Below are 22,236 nucleotides of genomic sequence, written 5' to 3'. Positions count from 1 at the left end.
AAAACAATTTCATGGGTGACAAACCTTAGGGCGAGTCGAGATTGGTGCACGCGAGTGACGCGTGAGTGAACTCATCCCCTTGCGGGACAGCCTCATGAAATATCGCGCGGGGGGATGATTCATTGGCGGCGTGAGGGCAGTCTGGGGAGATGCGCTGGCCGTGTCTTTTCCTTTTCCTTTGCCTTTGCCTGGCCTTCTCGATGCCGGGCATGGCGATTGCCGGCGAAGCGGGAGCCGCCTCCAAGTCGAGCGGTGAAGAGGCGGTGGCGCCGGGCGATGGGCGGCCCATCGTCGTCACTGGCCGGGACCCGCGTGGTACCGTGCCGACCGACGTGCCGCCGCTGGTCGAGATCGACGAAGACCAGATTGCGGCGCTTGCGGCCTCGACGATCGGCGAATTGCTGCGACTTCTTTCCGGCGAGGCGGGGAACGCCCCGCTGGTGCTGGTCAATGGCAAGCGTATCGCCAGCCTGTCGAGCATCGATGCCTTCGCGCCCGAGGCGGTGCGGAGGATCGAGATCCTGCCCGAGGAACTGGCCCTGCGTTATGGCTTTCCGGGCGATCGCAAGGTGCTCAACCTGATCCTGCGCGAGCGGTTCGGGGCAGTGACCACCGAGGGCCAGCTCGGCGCGGCAACCGAGGGGGGAAGGGGCATCTATCGCGGCGATCTCGGCTATGCACGCGTGGTATCGTCTCGGCGCTGGAGCCTGTCGGGTTTCCTCGAACGGCGAGACAGTCTCGACGAGGCGCAGCGGTCGATCCCGCGCGGAGAGGGGCGCTTCCGGACCTTGCTGTCGCAGAGCGATCGCGCCCGGATCGGCGCAAGCTGGGCCATGGAATCCGATGCCGGGGTGTCGTTCGACCTGGCGAGCACGCTGGATGTGCGGACCACCGAAGGCCGGACAGGCAGCGTTGGACCGCCGGAGGATATGCGGGCGCTCAAGCAATCTTCGCGCAGCCGATCGCTGGGCTTGGCTGCGAGCGCGAGCGGGATGCTGGAAGAATGGACCTGGTTCGGCCGGGCCGCACTCGATCATTTTGCCGACCGCAACCGCTTCGATCGCGCCGAGGGCGTTTCGGTCGCGCGAGAAACCGCCCGCGACACGACCACCTTGGCCGAGGCCGAACTCGTCCTGAGCGGCGATCTCGCATCGTTGCCAGCCGGTGCGATCTATGCCGACATCGCGATGACGGCAGGACATGAGCGGACCGAGGGGAGGAGCAGCATCGCCGGTGCTGCTCCTCGCACGGCTGCGCGGAGCACTTTCGGCGCCGAATTCGGGCTTAGCCTGCCGTTGCTAGGGGGCGAACTCGATCCCGGTGTAGGAAGCCTTGTCGGCGAGTTGCGCTATGGTCTCTCCGATCCGTCCGATTTCGCCGCGCTCGAAAGCCATTCGGCGGGGTTCACCTGGCGACCCGCCCGCCCGGTTCGGTTGCGGGCGCTATGGTCGCGTGACGAAAGTGCACCCGGGGTGAGCGATCTTGCCGCACCACTGGAGGTCATTCCCAATGTGCGCGTCTACGATTTCGTCACCGGACAGACCGTGGATGTGGAGCGGATCGAAGGCGGCAACCCGCTGCTCGCACCTTCGCTCGAGCGGCGGTTCGCAGCTACGCTCTCGATCACGCCGCTCTTCGTGCGGGACCTGCGTTTCGAAGCCAGTTACCGGCGCTCGCGCGGGAGCAATGCGGTGGGGAGAGTCGCAATTCCGAGCGAGGAGTTCGCGGCGGCCTATCCCGGGCGCTTCCTGCGCGATCCTGCGGGGCGGCTGCTGCGGATCGACACCCGTCCGGTCAACTTCTACCGCCGCGATCGCGACAGCCTGGCATGGTCGCTCAACTTCTCGCGCACCTTCCTGCCACCGTCGATGGGCGACGACACGATTGATGCGGTGTCACGCCGGTTCGACCGGCTGCGCGGAGGCGGGGCCCTGCTGCTGGGCATCTCGCACACGATAGCGCTGCGGGACGAACTACAATCCTTCGCGCACTTGCCGGTGATCGACTACCTCGATGGCAGTGCGGGGGCCAATCCACGCCACCGGGTGAGCGCCGACGCGAGCTATCGCCGCAATGGGCTCGGCGGGGCGCTCGATCTGCAGTGGGAGAGCAGGAGCACGGTGCGCGATGCGCTGCAGGCCGATGGCACGCGCGGCAGCTTGCGTTACCCCGCGCTGGCGAGGATCGGGTTCAAGGCGTTCGTCGACCTTGGCGAACGGTTCCCGCCCGAACCGCGCTATCGCTGGAGCGAGGGTCTGCGGGTCAGCATCGAGATCGACAACCTCTTCAACGCGCGACGCACCGTACGCGACGCGAGCGGGGCGACCCCGCGCGCCTTGCTGCCGGCCTATCTCGATCCCGAAGGCCGCGCGGTCCGGCTGCGCATTCGCAAGCTGTTCTAGGTGCAAGAAAAAGGCCCGCGCGGATCGCTCCGCACGAGCCCAGTTCTACGACGCCGGATCAGCGCAGGTAGACGCGATAGGGTCCGTCGTCTTCCGACCGGCATTCGAACCGATCGAGCATGTCGCGCTGGAAATCCGAAGCCTTCTGGTCCTGGCGGGAGGCCACGCGCTCTTCGGGATTCTGCCGCTGGCGATTGATTTCGGCGCTGAGAGCCGACTGGCACTGGCCGCGATTCTTGAAACCGTCGGGGTTGGCCTGGTTCACCTGGCCGCCGGGCCCATTCCCCAGCGGGTGGTTCGCCATGGCAGTGCTCGGCAGCACCAGCGCAGCCACGGCTGCGGCAACGATCAGCTTTTTCATGATATCTCTCTCCATTTGAACATCCGGCTCCGTTCAGGCGGAGCCGCTTGGGTCGATGCGACCGGAGGCCGATTGTGCCCGGCCCCTCAGATGTTCATGAACGCCCGATATGCAGCCCTTCGTGCCGAGGGCTTGCAACCATGAAGCGTTAACCATCTACCAGTCTGAATTCATTGTGTCGACCTGGGGGTGCGACCTGTCGCAGAATGGCACGCTCTGATGCGCCGGGGGCCGGCTCAGGCGTTCGAGACGCGCGCCGTCCGGATTTCCTCAGGGGAGTGCGATTCGGGCGGTTCGCACGAGGCAACACGGTTGCGTCCTTCGTTCTTCGCGCAATAGAGCGCCCGGTCGGCCTGCGCATAGAGCGGGTTCCAGTCTTCCGGGCTCGAGACCACCGCATCGGCCACGCCGATGCTCGCGGTGATCGTTTCGCCATGCGGCATCTCGGCGCAGCCGATCTCGCGCAGCAATTGCAGCGCGATGGCGGGGTCGAGCGCTTCGGCGCTGCCGAGCAGGCCGAATTCCTCGCCGCCGAGTCTCGCAGCACAGATTTCACCGCGCGCGTGGCTGGCCAGCAGCGTGGCGAGCGTTTGCAGGACCCGGTCGCCCATGTCGTGGCCGAAGCGGTCGTTGATGCCCTTGAAGCGGTCGACATCGACCACCATCAGCCGCACCGCCATGTCCCGGCGCGCGAAGCTTTCGAAGCGTTCGATCAGCGCGCGGCGGTTGGCGAGGCCGGTGAGCGGATCGCGCCGCGCCAGTTCGGCCGATCGGTACCGTTCCTCGACGAGGTTCAGCAGCAACCGCTGGTGGCGCACCATCATGGTCAGCTGGAACCCGACCCCGATCGCCATGGCGACGGCAAGGACCACATCCATCACCATGCCGGTGCTCGCCAGGACCGCGATCGGCGGGCCCATGGTGACGACGACGACCGTCATGCCGACGCTGCGTTCGGCCATCAGGCAGTAACCGAGCACGAGCCCCCCGATCGACATGATCGCGGGGTAGTAGATGCGGGTCTGGAGCGGTGCGCTGGCCCAGCTGGCAATGCACCAGATGCTGCCGATGGCGGCGGTCACCAGGCACAGCTTCCACACAGTATCGATGACCCGCAGCGCCTCTTCGCAATTCGGTACCTTGGCGCGCGGGCGCGACAGGGCGAACAGCCCGGTGGACGACAGCACGAAGATGGCCAGCGGGAGACCGTAGGCGACGATCGGGCCGGCGCCGGGGCTGGCACCATAGACCACCATCGGCAGGCTGAGGATGAAGCCGAGGAACAGCAGCTGCGCCTGGCCGCGCATGTGATCCGCAGTGAGCAGCGTGAAGTCGGCGCGCAGGTGCGCGGGAACGTCCGGCCCGGACAGGCCTGCGAGGATGCGTCGCCATAACACCCCGCAGCCCTAGGATATCAATTGCTAAGGCGCGGTTACGACGCCCGGCGAAACTTGCGGGGCGCGCTTGTCGATAGGATTTGCTGGCCTGCTGACTTGGGGTTCCGCTTTGGCTAGGAAGCAAGGGCATGCTGACCCGGTTATCCATCCGCAACATCGTGCTGATCGAGTCGCTCGACCTCGCCTTTGGGCGCGGGCTCGGCGTGCTCACCGGCGAAACCGGGGCGGGCAAGTCGATTCTGCTCGATGCGCTCGGCCTCGTGCTGGGCAACCGTGCCGACAGCGCGCTGGTGCGTGGGGGCGAGGACAAGGCGAGCGTGACCGCGACCTTCGAATTCGCCGCGCTGCCCGCCGGGCTCGCCGCGGTGCTCGACGATGCCGATCTCGAGATCGAGGAGGGCGAGCCGCTGATCTTGCGCCGCCAGCTGAAGGCCGACGGCAAGAGCAAGGCCTTCGTCAACGACCAGCCGGTGAGCGTCGGCCTGCTGCGCGAGATGGCGGGCTTCCTCGTCGAACTGCATGGCCAGCACGACGATCGCGGGCTGGTCAATCCACGCGGCCACCGCGCCCTGCTCGATCGCTTCGCGGGCGGCGAGACCGAGCGTGTCGCGGCATGCTGGACGAAATGGCGCCGCGCCGAGGAGGCGCTGGCCGAGGCGCGCGAGGCGGTCGAGAACGCCAAGGCCGACCAGGACCTGCTGCTCGCGCATCTCGCCGAACTGACCGCGCTTGAGCCGCAGGCGGGGGAAGAAGCCCGGCTCGCCGAGACGCGTGCGAGCATGCAGAAGGGCGAGAAGCTGTCGGGCGACCTCGAGGAGCTGCGGCATGTCTGGGAGGGCTCGGATTCGCCGCTCGCGGCACTGCGCGTGGCGGCGCGGCGGCTCGACCGGATCGCGCCCGAACATCCCCTGCTCGCCGACGCGCTCGCCGCGCTCGACCGCGCGGTGATCGAGGCGGGCGAGGCGGAGGACAAGCTCCAGGCCGCGGCCGAGTCGTTGGAGCACGATCCGGCCGCGCTCGATGCCGCCGAGACGCGGCTGTTCGAATTGCGCGCGCTTGCCCGCAAGCACCGCTGCGAGGTCGACGAGCTGCCGCGAATCATGCGCGAGATGCGCGCCGCGCTCGAATCGATCGAGGGCGGCGAGGCGCAGCTCGATGCGCTCGAGGCCGCGGCGAAGGATGCCGGCCAGCGCTATCGTGCGGAGGCCGAGGCGCTCCATGCGACGCGCGTCGCGGCGGCGATGCGGCTCGACGAGGCGGTCGCGCGCGAGCTCGCGCCGCTGAAGCTCGATGCCGCGCGCTTCCACACCGCGGTGAGCGAATTGCCCGAGGAGAAATGGGGCGCGAGCGGCATGGACAGCGTCGAATTCCTCATCGCCACCAATCCCGGCGCCGATTTCGCCCCGCTCGCCAAGATCGCGAGCGGAGGTGAATTGTCGCGCTTCATCCTCGCGCTCAAGGTCGCGCTGGCCGAGCAGGGCGGGGCGGCGACGGTGATTTTCGACGAGATCGACCGCGGCGTCGGCGGCGCGGTGGCGAGCGCGATCGGCGAGCGGCTCGCGCGGCTCTCGGCCGACGGGCAGTTGCTCGCAGTGACGCACAGCCCGCAGGTCGCCGCGCGCGGGCGCACGCATTACATGATCGCAAAGTCCTCCGACGGCACCGTCACCAAGACCAGCGTGGTCCTGCTCGACGAGGCCGGCCGCCAGGAAGAGATCGCCCGCATGCTCTCGGGCGCGGAGGTCACGCCCGAGGCGCGCGCGCAGGCGGATCGGCTGCTGGAGGGGGTGTGATGGCAACGCCACACGCGGCGGCGACCGATCTCACCGAGGCCGATGCCGCCAACGAGTTGATGCGGCTGGCGAAGCAGATTGCGCATCACGACCGGCTCTATCATGCCGAGGACGCGCCCGAGATCAGCGACCAGGAATACGACGCGCTGGTGCGGCGCAACGCCGATCTCGAGGCGGCGTTTCCGCATCTGGTGCGCGCGGATTCGCCGAGCCGCAAGGTCGGGCACGCCATCGCCGCCTCGCCGCTGAGCAAGGTGACGCACGAGGTGCGCATGATGAGCCTCGACAATGCCTTCTCGGCCGAGGAGGTCGAGGAATGGGTCGCGCGCGTGCGGCGCTTCCTCGCGCTCGACGCGGATGCGCCGCTCGCCTTCACCGCCGAAGACAAGATCGACGGGTTGTCCTGCTCGCTGCGCTACGAGAAGGGCGCTCTGGTGCGCGCGGCGACGCGCGGCGACGGGCAGGTGGGCGAGGACGTCACCGCCAATGTCGCGCATATCGCCGACATTCCGCAGCAACTTGGCGACGATGCGCCGGAGGTCTTCGAGATCCGCGGCGAGGTCTACATGGCACGCGCCGATTTCGAGGCGCTCAATGCGCGGCTGATGGACGATGCGCGCGCAGCGGCGGAGCAAAAGGGCGAGGACTTCGACCCGGCCAAGGTCCGCCAGTTCGCCAATCCGCGCAATGCGGCGGCCGGATCGCTGCGCCAGAAGGATGCCGGCGTCACCGCGCAGCGTCCACTCCGCTTCTGGGCGCATGGCTGGGGCGCGGCATCGGAGGTGCCGGGGAAGACGCAGACCGAGGTCGTGCGCCGGATCGAGGCCTGGGGCGTGCCCGTCTCGCCGCTCTTCGACCGTTTCGAGAGCGCTGCGGGCATCCTGAAGCATTACGAGAAGATCGCCGCTCAACGTGCTGATCTGCCGTATGAAATCGACGGCGTGGTCTACAAGGTCGACAGCCTGGACTACCAGCAGCGACTCGGCTTCGTCGCCAAGGCGCCGCGCTGGGCGCTGGCGCACAAGTTCCCTGCCGAACAGGCCGAGACCATGCTCGAGGCGATCGACATCCAGGTCGGCCGCACGGGCAAGCTGACCCCGGTCGGCCGGCTCGCACCCGTGCTGGTCGGCGGGGTGACGGTGACCAATGTCACGCTCCACAATCGCGACGAGATCGCGCGGCTCGGCGTGCGCCCGGGCGACCGCGTGGTGGTCCAGCGCGCGGGCGACGTTATCCCGCAGCTTGTGGAAAACCTCACCCGCGAGGCCGATCGCGAGCCCTGGCATTTCCCCGATCATTGCCCCGAATGCGGCAGCGAGGCGGTGGCCGAGGAGGGCGAGGTCGATGTGCGCTGCACAGGCGGTCTCATCTGTCCGGCACAACGCACGGAAAGATTGAAACATTTCGTCAGTCGCGGCGCGCTCGACATCGACGGGCTGGGCGAGAAGACGATCGACCAGTTCTTCGCGCTCGGCTGGCTCGAAAGCCCCGCCGACATCTTTCGGCTGAAAGACCGGCGCGCGGATATTCTCGCGCTCGACGGATGGCAGGACAAGTCTGTGGACAACCTGTTGGCTTCTGTGGAAGCCCGGCGCGAGCCCGAAGCCGCGCGGCTCCTCTTCGGGCTCGGCATCCGCCATGTCGGCGCGGTCACCGCGCGCGATTTGATGAAGGGGCTGGGCGATATCCGCCTGCTGCCCGAAAAGGCCCGCGAATTCGCCGCCTATCGTGCCGAGAACCCGCGCGGCGAGGACGAGAAGGAAAGCCCCTTCAACAACCGCATGGTCGAGGCGGTGAAGCGCATCTTCGAGGTCCGTACCGACGGCATCGGCACGGCGGTGGGCCACGCGCTGGCCGACTTCTTCCACGAAGACCACAACCGCGCGGTGTGGGACGATATCCTCTCCGAAGTTCGCCCGCCACGCTACGAAGTCGAGACGAGGGAAAGCCGGGTCAGCGGCAAGACCGTGGTCTTCACCGGCAAGCTCGAGACGATGAGCCGCGACGAGGCCAAGGCGCAGGCCGAACGGCTGGGCGCCAAGGCCAGCGGCTCGGTCAGCGCCAAGACCGATCTGCTCGTCGCCGGGCCGGGCGCGGGCAGCAAGCTCAAGAAGGCCGCCGAACTCGGAATCGAGGTGATCGACGAGGCGGGCTGGGCCGAAATCGTGGCGGCGGCGGGCTAGCATGCTCGAGGAACTGCACCCGCAGGCGCTGCGCATTGCCGATCTGTTGCGCGAGCGGGGCGAGAAGCTCGCCGTGGCGGACGGTGCGACCGGCGGGCTGCTCGCCGCCTCGCTGCTCACCGTTCCGGGTGCGCTCGATTTCTTCGTCGGGGGCGGGGTGGTCTATTCCTTCCGCGCGCGCGACGTGCTGTTCGACCTCCCGCGCGAGGCCTATAAAGGCATGCGCGGGGCAAGCTCGGACTATGCGATGCTCCAGGCGCGCGCCATCCGCGACAATTTCGGCGCCGATTGGGGACTGGCCGAGAGCGGTTCGGTCGGCGGATCGACGCACCCGAGCGGCGCGCCTGCGGGTCGTAGCTGCGCCGCAGTGGTCGGGCCCGACGGTTTCGAATTTGCCCGCCTGACCGAGACCGGCAGCGACGACCGCATCGCCAATATGGAGGCCTTCACCCGCGCCGCGCTGCAGGCGCTCGAGGACGCGCTGTCGCGCTGATCAGTCGTTGGGCATGATGTGGATCTCGCGCACCGCGGCCGTCTTCGGCTGCGCAAGCGCGAAGACCACCGCATTCGCGACGTCCTCGGGCTGGATCTTGTCCGGCTTGGGCTCGTCGAAGAAGGGCGTGTCGACCATGCCCGGGGTGATCACCGTGCAGCGTCCGCCCCATTCGCGCATTTCTTCGGCGAGATTGCCCGCGAAGCCCTGCACGAACCACTTGGTCGCGCCATAGACCGAGCCCTTGAGATGGTCGCGCCCGGCCTTCGACCCGGTCACGACGAACTGGCCCCCGGTCTTGCGCAGATGCGGCAGCGTGGCATGCGCCGTGGACAGCACGGCGAGCACGTTCAGATGGATCATCGCGTGCCATTCGTCGGGATTGCCCGTCTCGATGCCCGGGCTCGAAACGCCCGTGCCGGCATTGGCGAAGACCGCATCGAGCCCGCCGAAATGCGTCACCGCCTGCTCGACCGCGGGCTCGAGTTCGTCGCGCTTGGTGATGTCGCACGGCAGCGCCAGCGCGCTCGCGCCGATGCCGCCGGCGAGCTCCTCGAGCTTGTCCTTCGAACGCGCGAGCAGCGCAACATTCCATCCCTCGGCGGCCGCGGCACGCGCGGTGGCGGCGCCGATGCCGCTCGATGCGCCGGTGATGAGCAGGGTTCTGGGCATGTGTCCTCCTTGGCGATTTCGCTTCGCTCGAAGAGCGTCCCCGCGCAGCGGAAGTTCCCTTCCGGGCCATGTCGTTCCTGTCCTCGCATCCGCGCGCGGAACCGGTTATGACGCGCGTACAGGGACTTGGCAGGGGGGGACGCCATGATCGCACTCTATCGACGCACCATGCGGAAACGCGCCGACGCGCGCGCCGTGGGGACCGACGGTAAACGCTGGGTCCGCTCGTGGATCAACGTCTATCGGACCGAAACCGAGGCGCGCGTGCCCGCCGACGAGGGGGGGCTCGGTCGCCTGATCGGCGAGGGGCTCTACAGCTGCGTCGGCAAGTCGCACAGCTACAACGGAGTGCAGGTGGTGCCCGGCGTCACCGCGATGATGATGCGCGAGGGCGGGCTCACGACGCTGTCCTACGATCCGGCAACCGGAACGGTGCGCGTCGGTGCCTCCGTCTCGGTGCGCGAGCTCAAGACTTACCTGCGCGACGAGCATGGCCGCGGCCTGTTCAATTCGGGCAATTACATGGAACAGTCGGTCATCGGGGCGCTGGCCACCGGGACGCACGGTTTCGGCCCGCGCGCGGTGATGGCCGACAGCATCGTCGAGCTGACCTTCCTCGACGGCGCGGGCAAGCGCGTGACGCTGAAGCGCGGCGACCCCGATTTTCGCTATGTCGCGCTGTCCTTCGGCACGATCGCGCCGATCATCGAACTGGTGCTCGAGACCAAGCCGCTCGAGCCCTATGTCTCGGTCAGCTCGATGAGCCGCCTGTCCAAGCTCGACGAACTCAAGCAGGGAGCGATCGCCGCCAATTGGGCCGTGATGCCCTATACCGATCCCGAGGACCCGGTGATCATGCTCCACGCGCTCGCCGAATGCCACGAGGCGGAGAAACTCCAGGCGCATCCGGAGCCCAAGGGAGGAAGCGGCAAATTCGCCGCCTGGGTGCTCAAGCGCTACTACGCTCTGGACCGCTTCCTGCCCGCCTTGCGGCGCCCGATGCAGCGCTTCATCGACTGGCTCGATCTGAAGCAGAGCGAGCGCGTGATCACCGATCCGGGCGATCTCGATTATCTCTACGACCCCAAGCCGGGGCTCAAGGAGAACCGCGCGCCGAGCATCACCCGCGGGCTCTTCTCGACCACTTACACGGGGTACAATCTCGCCTTTTTCGTCCCGCTCGAAAGGGCGCCGGCGGTGGTCAAGTTCATCATGCGCGAGGCGGACGCGCTGCGCGATCTCGGCTTCTACCTCAAGGGCATCATCTCGGTGCGCGAGCTGCCGGGGACGGCGGGTCCAGTCTTCGCCGCCAATGCGCATTGGCCGGTGGCCGCGATCGACCTCTTCGCCGACCCGCGCGACTATGCCTGGCTCGAGCGGCTGCAGCGGCTGGTGATGCATTACGAGCCCGCCACGCGGCCGCATTTCGGCAAGAGCGCGCTGGGGCCCGATTTCTGCTCCGCGCTCGACGATAGCCATCTTGCCGAGCTGATGCGCATTCACCGACAGCACTATCCGCAAGGGCGGCTGATGTTCTCCGAACGCGTGCGGACGATGCTCGGCGTCGGGCGACCGCTACCCGGCGAATCGGCGGCGGATGCCGGCTTCGCCTGAGCGGCGGAGGGGTCAGGAGGTGAGAGGTTCGACCGGCGTGGGGTCGGGCACGGGCGCGAGCGTGATCGGCGAGGCGGTGACGAGGCCGTAGCCGATATGCGCCCAGGCGCGCTCGTGGAAGAAATAGAGCACCAGCTTGGTCGCCACTTCGAGCCCGCCGATCGAAGCGGCGGTGGCGACATTGCCGGTGAAGAGCCAGGCGAGCAGCGTGGTATCGAGCGAGGCGAGCACGCGCCAGGTCGCGGTCTTGGTGGTGCTGCGGCTGTAGCTTTCGCGGCGCCGGTTGCCGTTGGGACTGGTCCCCCAGCTGGTCCATTCCCAGAATCGTTCGTGCAGATAGTAGAGCACCATCTTGGTCGCGACCTCGGTCGCCGCGATCAGACTCGCCGCGCCGAGCGCCTGGCGGGAACTGTGTTCGAGCCCGACCAGCGGGCCGAGATAGGTAATCAGCAGATAGGACAGCAGCAGCGTGTCGAGCGATCCAACGGTGCGCCATGAAATCGCCTTGGCCAGCGACCTGCGACGCGTGGCCTGGTGCTGCACCGGGAGCGCGGCCGGCGTGTCGGATCCGGTCATCGGAGGCTCGGCGGCAGTGCGCATTACCTTGTTTTAACCGTGAACCCAGTGGTTTGTCGAGCGTTTGCGTGCTCAGCGCCGGGCAGGCGGCCTACCTCACGCGGCTCCTGCGCAACCACAGGATCGACCAGTCGCCCTTGACCAGCCGGCGGGCGAGACGGAAGCCGAGCGCGCGATAGGCGCGGCGCACGCGCGCCTCCTGCGTTTCGAGCAGGCCGGCGAGCAGCAGATTGCCCCCCGACGGGATCGCTGCGGCGAAGGACGGGGCGAGTTCGACTAGCGGGCCGGCGAGGATATTGGCGATGAACAGGTCGTATGGGCCGCGCAGTTCGAGCAGCGGATCGTCCATCCCGTCGGCGATCACCATGGTCAGCTCGCCCGCACCGCCGCCCTCGGCCACGCCGTTGAGCGCCATGTTGTCGCGCACCACTCCGGCGCAGACCGGGTCGATATCCGAAGCGGTCGCCTGCGCGCCCGGCCACAGATGCATGCCGGCGAAGGCGAGCAGACCCGTGCCGGTGCCGATATCGGCGATCCTGCGCGCCAGGATCCCCTCGCGCTTCATCAGGTCGAGCATGGCGAGGCAGCCGGCGGTGGTCTGGTGCTGGCCGGTACCGAAGGCCTGGCTCGCTGGGATGACGAAATCGACCATCTCCGGATCGGCTTGGTGTTCGGGGGTGCGGATGTGGAATCGCCCCGCGCGGATCGGATCGACCCCTTTCTGGCTTTCGGTCACCCAGTCGGTCTCGGGCAGCTTCTCGACGGCGAACCGGGGCGGCTTGCCCTCGAAAAGGCGGCCCACGCGCTTGAGATCGCAGCAGGTCGGTTCCTGGTCGAGATAGACCTCGAAAACCCATTCCTCGGGCAGGTGGTCGGCCACTTCCATGCCGGTCACGACCCAGGTGTCGGGCCAGTCGGTCGCATCCTCATGCGCGACCAGCGCCGCCCGCGCGGCGGTCTTCGAGACCTCGGCGGAAATCTTCCAGGTGTCAGTCATCGCCGCGCTCCTTGGCGAGGCGCTGGTCGAGGCGTTGGGCCACGGCGGCGGCGTAGGCGCGGCAGCCGCTGCGATCGACCAGCGGCGCTTCGCCGAGCAGCCGGTCGCGCATCTTCGCTGCGCTCGGGTGCGGGGCCAGGACGATGTCGCAATCGAGCGCGGCGATGTCGGCAATCCCCTTGCGGAACGCGGCGAGGAGTGCGGGATGGTCGGAGAAGCGATAGGTGTCGTCGCTGATCGGGTTCATGCTGTCGACATAGACGATCCGCTTGCAGTCACCGCCTTCGCACTCCTCCCACGTCCAGCTGGTCGCGCCGAGCGTATGCCCGGGGGTGGCGATGGGGACGAATTCGTGCCCGGCGGCGGTGATTGCGCGCCCTTCGGGGTCGAGGACCTCGAGCGCGTCGTCCTCCACCGGCGAAAACGGCGGATGGCCGCTGCCTGCCTGCGGGTCATCGACCGAGACACGTCCCGTGCGCAGCACCGCGGCAGCCGGAGCGCTGGCGGTAACTTTCGCGCCAGTCGCCGCCAGGAACCGCGCCATCCCGCCGACGTGATCGAAATGCTCGTGGCTCATGAACACGCTGCGCACATTTCGTGGGTCGACGCCGAGCGCGCGGATATTGGCGAGGACGATTTCCGCCCCTTTCTCGGTGCCGGTATCGATCAGCACATCGCCCTCGGGTCCGCCGACGACGAGGATCGCGCTGATCCCGCAGGTCCCGACGTAATAGGTATCGCCGTAGATGCGGAACGGAGGCGCGGGTTTGTCCCATTCGTCGAAATCGGTGCAGCGTTCCACCCACGCACGGCGTGCAGCCGCGTTCGCCGCATCCTCCGCCGCCGCATCCATCTCCGCGGTTTCGGTGGTGGTACAGGCGGCCGAGATCAGCGCGAGCGCAAACCCGAAAATCCTAGCGGACATAGCTGGCCCCGTTCGCGTCGAGCGTTGCGCCGGTCAGGCTGGGCGGGGCGTCGAGCGCGCAGAATTCGATCAACTTGGCGATCTCCTCGGGCTCGGCTACGCGGCCGAGCGGGATGTCGGCGAGCAGGCCAGGGCCGCCACGGCTCGCGAGATAGTCGCCCGCCATCGCCGTGTCGGTGAAGCCGGGAGTGATGGCGAAGCTGAGGATGCCTTCGCCGGCATAGGCCCGAGCGATGCTCTTGTGCATCGCCAGCATCCCGCCCTTGCTCGCGGCATAGTGCCAGTGCGCGGGCGAATCGCCGCGATGGCCGGCGCGGCTGGCGACATGGACGATACGTCCGGGGATCCCGCGCTCCTGCCAGTGTTTCACGGCGAAGCGGCTCAGTTGCGCCGCGGCGGTGAGGTTGATCCGCATCGTGTCTTCCCAGGCGTCGAGCCATTCGATGTCCGAGCGCTCGATCGGATTGGGATCGAACAGTCCGGCATTGTTGACCAGCACGTCGATCTGGCCGCCCGCGCGGGCGAGCGCGGCGAGCCACAATTCCTGCGGCGCGGTGGGCTCGGTGAAATCGGCTGGTACGGTGTCGACCGAGGAGCTGTGTGTCGCCTGGCCGACGACCCTGGCGCCGCGCGCCTCGAGCGCCGCCTTGGCTGCGGCGCCGATCCCGCGGCTCGAGCCGGTGAGAAGAATGCATGTCATGCAAAGCCTCTTCGAAAAATTTGCGCAACTTGTCGAGGCCGCGCGCCTTGTCACGCACGTTCACATCGCTAAGGGAAGCACACCAATTCGTTTGAACCGGAAGATGACCATGGCCAATCGCCCGATGGCGCCGCACCTGCAAATCTGGAAATGGGGGCCGCACATGGCGGTCTCGATCCTCCACCGCATCACCGGCGACGGGCTCGCCCTGGTCGGCCTCGGCGTGCTGCTGTGGTGGCTCGGGGCGATGGCGGCGGGGGCCGAGGCCTATGCCGTCTTCGCCGAGGCGATGGGATCACCGCTCGGCCTGGTCGTGCTGGTCGGCCTGTCCTGGGCCTTCTTCTCCCATATGATGAGCGGCCTCAGGCACTTCGTGCTCGATATTGGCGCGGGATACGAACTCGACACCAACAAGACCTGGTCGATCCTCGCGCCGCTGCTCGGCATCCTTCTAACCGCGGGCTTCTGGGCCCTCATCCTGCTTCGCTAAAGGCAAAGACCCATGGCTAACGGAACCCCCATTGGACGCGTTCGCGGGCTCGGCTCGGCGCATGAGGGCGCGCATCACTGGCTGCTGCAGCGCTTCACCGCGATCGGCAATCTCGTGCTGATGCTGTTTCTCGCGATCAGCCTCGCGCTTCTGCCCAACTACAGCTTCGGCACGGTCACCGCCTGGGCCGGGCAGACGCTGCCCGCGACCGCGCTGGCGCTGCTGGTGGTCTCGGTCTTCTGGCACGCGCGCCTCGGCCTGCAGGTGCTGATCGAGGATTATGTCCACGACGCCGGAACCAAGTTCGGCGTCCTCGCCCTTCTCAATCTTGCAACCATTGGCGGCGGCGCCTTCGGCCTCGTCTCGATCGCCCGCATCGCCCTTGGAGGAGCCGCCTGATGGCCCGGAACGAAACCTTCAGCATCAACGGTCGCGAATACCCGATTACCGACCACACCTATGACGTGGTCGTCGTCGGCGCGGGCGGTTCGGGCCTGCGCGCCACCATGGGCGCGGCCGAGAGCGGCCTCAAGACCGCCAATATCACCAAGGTCTTCCCGACCCGCAGCCACACCGTCGCCGCACAGGGCGGCATCGCCGCCAGCCTCGGCAACAACACGCCCGATCACTGGACGTGGCATATGTACGATACCGTCAAGGGCTCCGACTGGCTCGGCGACCAGGACGCGATCGAATACATGGTGCGCGAGGCGCCGCAGGCAGTCTACGAGCTCGAGCACGCCGGCGTGCCCTTCAGCCGCAACGACGACGGCACGATCTATCAGCGGCCGTTCGGCGGGCACATGCAGAACATGGGCGAAGGCCCGCCGGTGCAGCGCACCTGCGCCGCCGCCGACCGTACCGGCCATGCCATGCTCCACGCGCTCTACCAGCAGAGCCTGAAGTACGACGCCGACTTCTTCATCGAATATTTCGCGCTCGACCTGATCATGAAGGACGGCGCCAACGGCGAGAAGGAATGCGTCGGCGTCATCGCCATGTGCCTCGACGATGGTACCATCCACCGCTTCCGTTCGAAGGCGGTGGTGCTGGCGACCGGCGGCTATGGCCGCTGCTATTTCACCGCGACCAGCGCGCATACCTGCACCGGCGACGGCGGCGGCATGGTGCTACGCGCCGGCTTGCCGCTGCAGGACATGGAATTCGTCCAGTTCCACCCGACCGGCATCTACGGCGCGGGCGTGCTCATCACCGAAGGCGCGCGCGGCGAGGGCGGCTACCTCACCAATTCCGAAGGCGAGCGCTTCATGGAGCGCTATGCCCCGAGCGCCAAGGACCTCGCCTCGCGCGACGTCGTCAGCCGCTCGATGGCGCTCGAGATGCGCGAAGGCCGCGGTGTGGGCCCCGAAAAGGATCACATCTACCTCCACCTCGATCACATCGATCCGGCGGTGCTCGCGCAGCGCCTGCCGGGCATCACCGAGAGCGGCAAGATCTTCGCCGGGGTCGACCTGACCCGCGAACCGCTGCCGGTCACGCCGACGGTCCATTACAACATGGGTGGCATCCCCTGTAACTATCACGGCGAAGTGATGGCGGGCGACTCCAGCGATCCCGAGAAGATCGTTCCCGGCCTGTTCGCGGTGGGCGAGGCTGCCTGCGTCTCGGTTCACGGCGCCAACCGCCTCGGCTCCAACTCGCTGATCGACCTCGTGGTCTTCGGCCGCGCCACCGGCCATCGCCTCAAGGAACTGATCACCCCGGGCACGAGCTTCGACGAGCTCCCCGCCAACAGCGCGGACCTGGCGCTGACCCGGCTCGACCACTTCCGCTATGCCGACGGCGGCACCTCGACCGCCGCGCTGCGCGCCGACATGCAGAAGTCGATGACCCGCCACGCGGCGGTGTTCCGCGACAGCAAGTTGCTCGCCGAGGGCGTCGAGCAGCTGAAGGAAATCAACAAGCGGATGACGGACATCAAGGTCCACGACCGCTCGCTGATCTGGAACAGCGATCTGATCGAGACCCTCGAGCTCGACAATCTCATGGCGCAGGCCAATGTCACCATGGCCTCGGCCGAGAACCGCAAGGAAAGCCGCGGCGCGCATGCGCACGAGGACTTCCCCGAGCGCGACGACGCAAACTGGATGAAGCACACCATCGCCTGGTTCGACGGCTGGGGCGGCAATGGCGGCGGCGTGAAGATCGACTACCGCCCGGTCCACGAATACACCCTGACCGACGATGTGACCTATATCCAGCCGAAGAAGCGGGTGTACTGACCGGATGGGCGACGAACGCGATGCTTTCGTCGCTCACCACTCTCGCAAACGACTATACCTGCTTCTGCTTGGTTCTTTGGGGTTTGTCGTAGGCCAGCTTTGGATGCTCGGGGTCTTCGGAGATGTGGAGGTGCCGGCAACCGGAAGACGCATGATCTTCGCGGAGCTGGCTACTTCCCCGTACTTCGGTTGGCCTGCCGTAGCCTTCTTTGTTTGGGCCGCGACAATCATTGTTCGCAGAATTGCTTCGCCCAACAACGCAGTTCGTGTCGACGCTCTGGGCATTTCGTGCGCGCAGCACTACAATCGCGCCTTCTCTTGGGACGAAATCACGTCCATCAAGTTTGCCCCTCGCTTTGTCCTATTCGAGGTAACTCGAGATGTTCGCCGCGATCTGTCAGGGTGGCACAGAGTTCTAGCGGCCACAAACCGAACTCTGGTGGGCTCCTCCCTAGCGATTGCCACGGGGTCGATGGATGCCGATCGAGAGGCGTTGAACGATGCAATCAGACGTTTTGCGCCAGTCCATCTTACTCGGATAGCAGGTTGACTCAGCGTCGCTTCACCGGCCAGTTCTTCACATGCGTATTCTGATCCCTGCGCTTCTTTGCGCCGCCGTATTTGCCAGTCCCGCAGCTGCCCAGCTTTCCGCACCCGAACAGGCGATCGTCGCCTCGGTCGAGGCGGACTATGAAACCGACGTCGCGCTGCTCGAGAGGATCACGCTGATCAATTCGGGCTCGCACAACCATGCGGGCGTGAAGGCCGTGGCCGAAGCTCTGGTGCCCGAATTCGAGGCGCTGGGCTTCACCACCGAATGGATCGATCAGTCCGCCGCGGGGCGGGCAGGGCACCTCTTCGCGCGGCACGAAGGTGCACCGGGCAGCACGAAGATGCTGCTGATCGGGCATCTCGACACGGTCTTCGAACCCGATTCTCCCTTCACCGGTTTCGTCCGCGAGGGCGATACGGCGGTCGGCCCCGGGATTCTCGACGACAAGGGCGGAGTGGTGGTGATCCTCTCCGCTCTGCGCGCGATGAAGGCGGCGGGGACGCTCGACGATGCGAACATCGTCGTCGCGCTGACCGGCGACGAGGAGGATGCGGGTGACCCGCTGGAGGTCGCGCGCAGGGATCTGATCGAGGCTGGCCAATGGGCCGATGTCGCGATCGGCTTCGAGGCGCTGTCGATCCTCGACGGCAAGGACACGGGCGTCGTCGCGCGGCGTTCCTCGGGCAGCTGGACGCTGACCACCAGCGCGCGGAGCGGGCACAGCTCGGGCATTTTCGCCGAGGGCGTCGGCTATGGCGCGATCTATGAAATGGCGCGCATCCTCGATGCCTTCCGGCGCGAGTTGCCGGAGGAGAACCTGACCTACAACGTCGGTTTCATGGCGGGCGGGACTCCGGCGGAGATCGGCGAGGACGGCCTTTCCGCCACCACCACCGGCAAGACCAACATCATTCCGTCGACCGCGGTGGCGCGCGGGGACCTGCGCGCGCTGACGCAGGAGCAGAACGAGCGCACTGCGGCGAAGATGCGCGCCATCGTCGCCGAGCACCTGCCCGGGACCGAGGCGGAGATCGCGATCGAGTTCCGCTATCCGCCGATGGCGCCGACCGCGGGCAATGATGCGCTGCTGGGCAGGCTCAATGCGATCAATGCCGATCTCGGGCTCGAGGTGATGGCCCCCTATCCGCCCTCCCGCCGCGGCGCCGCCGACATCAGCTTCGTCGCGCCCTATGTCGACGGGCTCGCGGGCATGGGCCCCTCGGGCAGCGGCAGCCATGCCGCGGGCGAGTCGATCGACCTGCGCTCGATGGTGCGCCAGGCACAGCGCGCCGCGATCCTGATGAGCCGACTGGCGAAAGTGTCCTCGTCCGAGTAGCTGCGGCTATGCGGTCGCTTGCCCTCGCTGCCGCTACCGCGCTGCTCGCGGCCTGCGCGACCAACGCCGGTGCGCCGCCCGCGCGTCTGGGCACCGCCCCGTTCTATGCCAAGCATGTCGATGCGGCGGGGATTCCCGTGCTGTCCTCCGCGCGCGTGCCCGATGCGGCACTCTTCGCGGCGCGCGACATGATCCGCGGGATGCTCGCACACCGACCGGATCTTGCCCGCTGGCTGGTAGCGCACGACTACCGCGTCGCGCTGATCGCGCAGGACGAGGCGCTGCTCGACTTGCCCGAGAACGCAGACTGGACGAAGCCCGCGCGCGACGATCCACGGCTCACCCGCTGCGAGATAAAGCATTACGACGAGAGGATCGGGGCCAAGACGACCCGCGAATATTGGGAAGAGCGGGCGCGCGGGATCGGCGGCCGGCGCATGGTCGGCTCCGAAGAGGATGTGCTCGGCCTGCCAACCTCGCGCTACTGGGGCGAGACGATCTTCGTCCACGAATTCGCGCACAATGTGCTGTTCGCGATCGAGGGCGCCGATCCGGCGCTCTATGCCAGGGTCGAAGCCGCCTATGCCAATGCGCTGGCCAGTGAGCTGTGGTTCGAGGAATACACCACCACGACGATGCAGGAATACTGGGCCGAGGGGACGCAGTTCTGGTTCGATTCGAACCGCCTGCAGGTCTTTGACGGGCGGCGGATTCTCGACCACGAGGATCTCGCCACCTATGATCCGCAGCTTTATGCGGTGCTCGGCGAGGCCTATGGTTCAAGTCACACATTGAAGAGCGACCCCTTCCACCTGCATCCCGGCCGCGTCCCGCCGGGCCCGCCGCCGGAAAACACCGCCGAGGTGTGCTAGCCGGTCGGATCGGCAGGCGCCTCCACCCGTCGCAGCTCGACTATCTCGACCGGGTCGGCGGGCAGCTGCCCCTCCATGCAACCTTCGGCCTCGCCGGATAATCCCGCCATGGCCTGTTCGAGAGGTTTCAGTTCGCGTGGCTCGCGAGCTGGCGAAGCAACTTGGCCGGGCTGCCGGTTATGTCCGCGAGCGTATAGCCTTCGAGATGGCCGAGAAACGCCTCGAGCGCGCCCGAAAGTGCCGGCTTGAGGCCGCAGGATCCGTCGATCGCGCATTCGGCCTTGCCGCCCATGCAGGCCACGAAGCCCTCGAAATGTTCGAGCCGGCGCACGACGTCGCCGACATTGATCTGCTCTGCCGGGCGCGCCAGCCGCAGACCCCCGCCGCGACCGCGCTGCGTTTCGACGAATCCCGCCGCGGCAAGATCCTGCGCCACCTTGGCGAGATGGTTGCGCGAGATGGCATAGCGTTCCGCGATCCAGTCGATCGAAATCGTCTCGTCGGTCGCGGCCAGCGCCATGAGCGTGCGGAGCGCGTAATCGGTGCGAAGGTTCAACTGCATAAAAGAGGTATATTGAATATTGCTTTTCGCGGCAAGGCCGATAAAAGGTATCTCATATACCTGATAATGAGTCGGTAAGAATCCATGCAGCAAGTCCGGGAACGATCGCGGGAAGAGGTTCAGGCGGCCCGCGCCGCCAAGCGTGCCGAGGCCGAAGCGCTCGGCGTGGACGAGGCTTTCGTCGCGCGACTGGTCGAGAGTTTCTACGCCGCCGTGCGCGAGGACCCACTGCTCGGGCCGATCTTCTCCGACAGGATCGCGGACTGGCCGATACATCTCGAACGGATGAAGAGCTTCTGGCGCTCGATCCTGTTCAACAGTGGCGAATTCTCGGGCAACCCGATGCGCCAGCACATGGCCATTCCCGGACTCGAGGAGCGGCATTTCAGCCGCTGGCTCGACTTGTTCTACGCCACATTGCGCGACCTCGAGGAGAGCCCCGGGGGAACGCTCCTCGTCGCGGCGCGCGCGCGTTCCATAGCCGACAGCCTGCTGACCGGGATCGCCGTCCGCCGCGACGGGCTGGTCGGCTCGCGAGCAGGAAAGGACCTCCCGCATGTATGAGCAGCACGATTTCCCGAATGTCGACGTAGGCGATGCAGCCGCGGAACTGGAGGCGCTCGATGCCGCCTTTCTTCCCCATGCCGCGCCGCTCGTCCCACCGGCCAACCCCGGCTTCCAGTTGCCGCGCAGGCTGTGGCTCTCGATGCTCGCCTGCTATGGCGTCTTTTTCGGTGCCATCGCGATCGCGACCGGCGGCAGCGGGGCGGCCCGTTTCGCCATCGTGATCTCGGTCCTCTACACTTTCGTCTTTTTCGGGGTGGCACGGATCGGTGCGCGGCAGGCGGGCCCCGAGGCACGCTCCCCGCTCGACCGGGGGCAGGCCTTGTCGACCTGGACGGGTCCGATGGAATCGCGCACGGTCTTTGCCCAGGTGCTGATCGTACCGGTTGTCCTTGCCCTGTTCGCCATCGGGATCGCGATCATCTGCGCCCTTTCCGCATGAACGCGGCGCGGCTGGAGACCTACCGAACCATCGGGCCGTTCGACGAGCGCACCCTGCCGCAGGGCTTGCTGAAGGAGCACCGCCTCAAGGCGGGTTGCTGGGGGCGTCTCGACATGATTGCCGGCGAAGTCCTGCTCGTGTGGGACGACGGGAATGGCGCTCCTGTCCGCCTTGGTGAGGGCGACATTGCGGTCATTCCGCCGGCGCGCCCGCATCATCTCGAACCACAGTGCGCCTTCAGCCTATCGATTGCCTTCCAGCACCAGTTCTGAGCGGCGCGTCACCCGCCTTCCGCTGGTGCTTCCTCGGGCAACGTCTCCACCCGCCGCATGTCGACGATCTCGACCGGATCGGCGAGCAGCTGCCCCTTCATCCAGCCTTCGCCCTTGTCGGGATCGGGCGGCATGGCGTGGATCGCGTTGACCACGTCCATCCCCGCGACGACATGGCCGAACACGGCGAAACCGGCCTGCAGGCTCGGATCGGACGAGCCGGGCGTGGCGTCGAGCCCCGTCTGGTCCTTGATCATGATCGAGAAGTCTCCGGTCGCGCTGCCCGGATCGTAGCGCGCCATCGACAGCGCCCCGTCGGTATGGCTGAGCCCCGTTTCCGTGGTCGGTTCATGCGCGATCGGCGGCAGGACGCGCTCGGGGTCCATCTGCGTCCCGCCCTGCAGCAGCCCGTTGGGCGGCTCGCCCCAGTCGAGATGCATCGCGCGGTAGAAATGCGTGCCGTCGAAGCGGTCCTCGTCGACATAGCGCAGGAAATTGGCGGCGGTAATCGGCGCGCGCTCGGTCTCGATCGCCACGGTAATGTCGCCCTTGGTGGTCTCTATCACCACCAGTTGCGTCGTGAATTCGTGCGGCGCATCCGGGGCAGCCTCCTGCGCGAGCAGCGGTGAGGCGAGGAACGCAAGGGGGGCGAGCAGGGCGACGGCGCGTGTCATTCATCCACCCTGATAGGGCGTTGGTCGAGAAGCAAGCGCGTTTCGCGCCCGTTCATCCAGGCTACAGGTTTACAGGCGTAGTCGTTGCGGCTACAGACGTAATCGAAGAATTACG

23 protein-coding genes are annotated in these 22,236 nt (G+C 67.0%); 14 read left to right on the top strand and 9 right to left on the bottom strand.

Features of this window, described 5'->3' with window-relative positions; translation table 11 throughout:
• The first annotated feature begins 209 nt into the window (after positions 1 to 209).
• A complete protein-coding gene (locus K3181_RS00435) occupies positions 210 to 2,402 on the top strand; it encodes a TonB-dependent receptor domain-containing protein (RefSeq protein WP_221599778.1) in 2,193 nt (730 codons plus the stop codon).
• Between the two features lie 58 nt (positions 2,403 to 2,460).
• On the opposite strand, the gene K3181_RS00430 is transcribed toward K3181_RS00435, so the two are convergent.
• Positions 2,461 to 2,763 (bottom strand): hypothetical protein, encoded by a 303-nt coding sequence (locus K3181_RS00430; protein ID WP_221599776.1) that lies wholly within the window; start codon positions 2,761 to 2,763, stop codon positions 2,461 to 2,463.
• Positions 2,764 to 2,999: 236 nt separating this feature from the next.
• The gene (locus K3181_RS15760) at positions 3,000 to 4,160 is read right to left on the bottom strand and encodes a GGDEF domain-containing protein (RefSeq protein WP_221599774.1); all 1,161 of its coding nucleotides are present in this window, start codon (positions 4,158 to 4,160) and stop codon (positions 3,000 to 3,002) included.
• Between the two features lie 128 nt (positions 4,161 to 4,288).
• Between K3181_RS15760 and recN the strand changes: the two genes are divergently transcribed.
• Genes recN through K3181_RS00410 form a run of 3 tightly spaced genes read left to right on the top strand, consistent with a single transcriptional unit; the run spans position 4,289 to position 8,629 of the window.
• Positions 4,289 to 5,953, top strand: a complete 1,665-nt coding sequence (recN, locus tag K3181_RS00420; RefSeq protein ID WP_221599772.1) for a DNA repair protein RecN — start codon at positions 4,289 to 4,291, stop codon at positions 5,951 to 5,953.
• Positions 5,953 to 8,136, top strand: a complete 2,184-nt coding sequence (ligA, locus tag K3181_RS00415) for an NAD-dependent DNA ligase LigA (protein WP_221599770.1) — start codon at positions 5,953 to 5,955, stop codon at positions 8,134 to 8,136. The genes recN and ligA overlap by 1 nt, the downstream gene beginning before the upstream one ends.
• A gap of 1 nt (position 8,137) precedes the next feature.
• Positions 8,138 to 8,629 carry a CinA family protein gene (locus K3181_RS00410; RefSeq protein WP_221599768.1) on the top strand — a complete coding sequence of 164 codons (492 nt, stop codon included), beginning with the start codon at positions 8,138 to 8,140 and terminating at the stop codon, positions 8,627 to 8,629.
• On the opposite strand, the gene K3181_RS00405 is transcribed toward K3181_RS00410, so the two are convergent.
• A complete protein-coding gene (locus tag K3181_RS00405; protein WP_221599766.1) occupies positions 8,630 to 9,301 on the bottom strand; it encodes an SDR family oxidoreductase in 672 nt (223 codons plus the stop codon).
• A gap of 144 nt (positions 9,302 to 9,445) precedes the next feature.
• Between K3181_RS00405 and K3181_RS00400 the strand changes: the two genes are divergently transcribed.
• Positions 9,446 to 10,915 carry an FAD-binding protein gene (locus K3181_RS00400; RefSeq protein ID WP_221599764.1) on the top strand — a complete coding sequence of 490 codons (1,470 nt, stop codon included), beginning with the start codon at positions 9,446 to 9,448 and terminating at the stop codon, positions 10,913 to 10,915.
• A 12-nt stretch (positions 10,916 to 10,927) separates the two neighbouring features.
• Here K3181_RS00400 and K3181_RS15545 read toward each other — a convergent pair whose 3' ends face one another.
• The 4 genes from K3181_RS15545 to K3181_RS00380 form a co-directional block, all read right to left on the bottom strand.
• Positions 10,928 to 11,515 carry a DUF2061 domain-containing protein gene (locus K3181_RS15545; protein ID WP_247714813.1) on the bottom strand — a complete coding sequence of 196 codons (588 nt, stop codon included), beginning with the start codon at positions 11,513 to 11,515 and terminating at the stop codon, positions 10,928 to 10,930.
• Between the two features lie 67 nt (positions 11,516 to 11,582).
• The gene (locus K3181_RS00390; RefSeq protein WP_221599763.1) at positions 11,583 to 12,488 is read right to left on the bottom strand and encodes a 50S ribosomal protein L11 methyltransferase; all 906 of its coding nucleotides are present in this window, start codon (positions 12,486 to 12,488) and stop codon (positions 11,583 to 11,585) included.
• A complete protein-coding gene (gene bla / locus K3181_RS00385; protein ID WP_221599761.1) occupies positions 12,481 to 13,413 on the bottom strand; it encodes a subclass B3 metallo-beta-lactamase in 933 nt (310 codons plus the stop codon). Before bla ends, K3181_RS00390 begins: the two co-directional genes overlap by 8 nt.
• Entirely contained in the window at positions 13,403 to 14,113 is a 711-nt protein-coding gene (locus K3181_RS00380; RefSeq protein ID WP_221599759.1) for an SDR family NAD(P)-dependent oxidoreductase, read from the bottom strand. Before K3181_RS00380 ends, bla begins: the two co-directional genes overlap by 11 nt.
• A 109-nt stretch (positions 14,114 to 14,222) precedes the next feature.
• On the opposite strand from K3181_RS00380, the gene sdhC reads away from it, so the two are divergent.
• From sdhC to K3181_RS00355, 6 genes are read left to right on the top strand one after another with little or no spacing between them, the layout of a single operon-like run.
• Positions 14,223 to 14,603, top strand: a complete 381-nt coding sequence (gene sdhC, locus K3181_RS00375; RefSeq protein WP_221602768.1) for a succinate dehydrogenase, cytochrome b556 subunit — start codon at positions 14,223 to 14,225, stop codon at positions 14,601 to 14,603.
• A 12-nt stretch (positions 14,604 to 14,615) separates the two neighbouring features.
• Positions 14,616 to 15,002, top strand: a complete 387-nt coding sequence (sdhD, locus tag K3181_RS00370) for a succinate dehydrogenase, hydrophobic membrane anchor protein (RefSeq protein WP_221599757.1) — start codon at positions 14,616 to 14,618, stop codon at positions 15,000 to 15,002.
• Positions 15,002 to 16,846: a succinate dehydrogenase flavoprotein subunit gene (gene sdhA / locus K3181_RS00365; RefSeq protein ID WP_221599755.1), complete on the top strand. Its 1,845-nt coding sequence runs from the start codon at positions 15,002 to 15,004 to the stop codon at positions 16,844 to 16,846. Before sdhD ends, sdhA begins: the two co-directional genes overlap by 1 nt.
• Before the next feature lie 4 nt (positions 16,847 to 16,850).
• Complete coding sequence (locus tag K3181_RS15825) at positions 16,851 to 17,396, top strand: STM3941 family protein (RefSeq protein ID WP_425594530.1); 546 nt, start codon at positions 16,851 to 16,853, stop codon at positions 17,394 to 17,396.
• Positions 17,397 to 17,427: 31 nt separating this feature from the next.
• A complete protein-coding gene (locus tag K3181_RS00360; protein WP_221599753.1) occupies positions 17,428 to 18,735 on the top strand; it encodes a M20/M25/M40 family metallo-hydrolase in 1,308 nt (435 codons plus the stop codon).
• A gap of 8 nt (positions 18,736 to 18,743) precedes the next feature.
• Positions 18,744 to 19,607 (top strand): glycoside hydrolase, encoded by an 864-nt coding sequence (locus tag K3181_RS00355; RefSeq protein ID WP_247714812.1) that lies wholly within the window; start codon positions 18,744 to 18,746, stop codon positions 19,605 to 19,607.
• Positions 19,608 to 19,734: 127 nt separating this feature from the next.
• Here the strand turns inward: K3181_RS00355 and K3181_RS00350 are convergent, their stop codons facing one another.
• On the bottom strand, positions 19,735 to 20,169 hold the full coding sequence (locus tag K3181_RS00350) for an RrF2 family transcriptional regulator (RefSeq protein ID WP_221599751.1): 435 nt from the start codon (positions 20,167 to 20,169) through the stop codon (positions 19,735 to 19,737).
• Between the two features lie 84 nt (positions 20,170 to 20,253).
• Between K3181_RS00350 and K3181_RS00345 the strand changes: the two genes are divergently transcribed.
• From K3181_RS00345 to K3181_RS00335, 3 genes are read left to right on the top strand one after another with little or no spacing between them, the layout of a single operon-like run.
• Positions 20,254 to 20,733, top strand: a complete 480-nt coding sequence (locus tag K3181_RS00345; protein WP_221599749.1) for a group III truncated hemoglobin — start codon at positions 20,254 to 20,256, stop codon at positions 20,731 to 20,733.
• Positions 20,726 to 21,175 (top strand): hypothetical protein, encoded by a 450-nt coding sequence (locus tag K3181_RS00340; RefSeq protein WP_221599747.1) that lies wholly within the window; start codon positions 20,726 to 20,728, stop codon positions 21,173 to 21,175. The genes K3181_RS00345 and K3181_RS00340 overlap by 8 nt, the downstream gene beginning before the upstream one ends.
• On the top strand, positions 21,172 to 21,447 hold the full coding sequence (locus tag K3181_RS00335; RefSeq protein ID WP_221599745.1) for a TehB-like domain-containing protein: 276 nt from the start codon (positions 21,172 to 21,174) through the stop codon (positions 21,445 to 21,447). Before K3181_RS00340 ends, K3181_RS00335 begins: the two co-directional genes overlap by 4 nt.
• Before the next feature lie 8 nt (positions 21,448 to 21,455).
• Here K3181_RS00335 and K3181_RS00330 read toward each other — a convergent pair whose 3' ends face one another.
• The gene (locus tag K3181_RS00330; RefSeq protein WP_221599743.1) at positions 21,456 to 22,121 is read right to left on the bottom strand and encodes a peptidylprolyl isomerase; all 666 of its coding nucleotides are present in this window, start codon (positions 22,119 to 22,121) and stop codon (positions 21,456 to 21,458) included.
• Positions 22,122 to 22,236 lie beyond the last annotated feature (115 nt).

The sequence above is a fragment of the Qipengyuania mesophila genome (genome assembly GCF_019711655.1).
Taxonomy (GTDB): Bacteria; Pseudomonadota; Alphaproteobacteria; order Sphingomonadales; family Sphingomonadaceae; genus Qipengyuania; species Qipengyuania mesophila.
The sequence above is the reverse complement of the archived record's forward strand: the minus strand, read 5'-3'. Positions and strand labels throughout refer to the sequence as shown.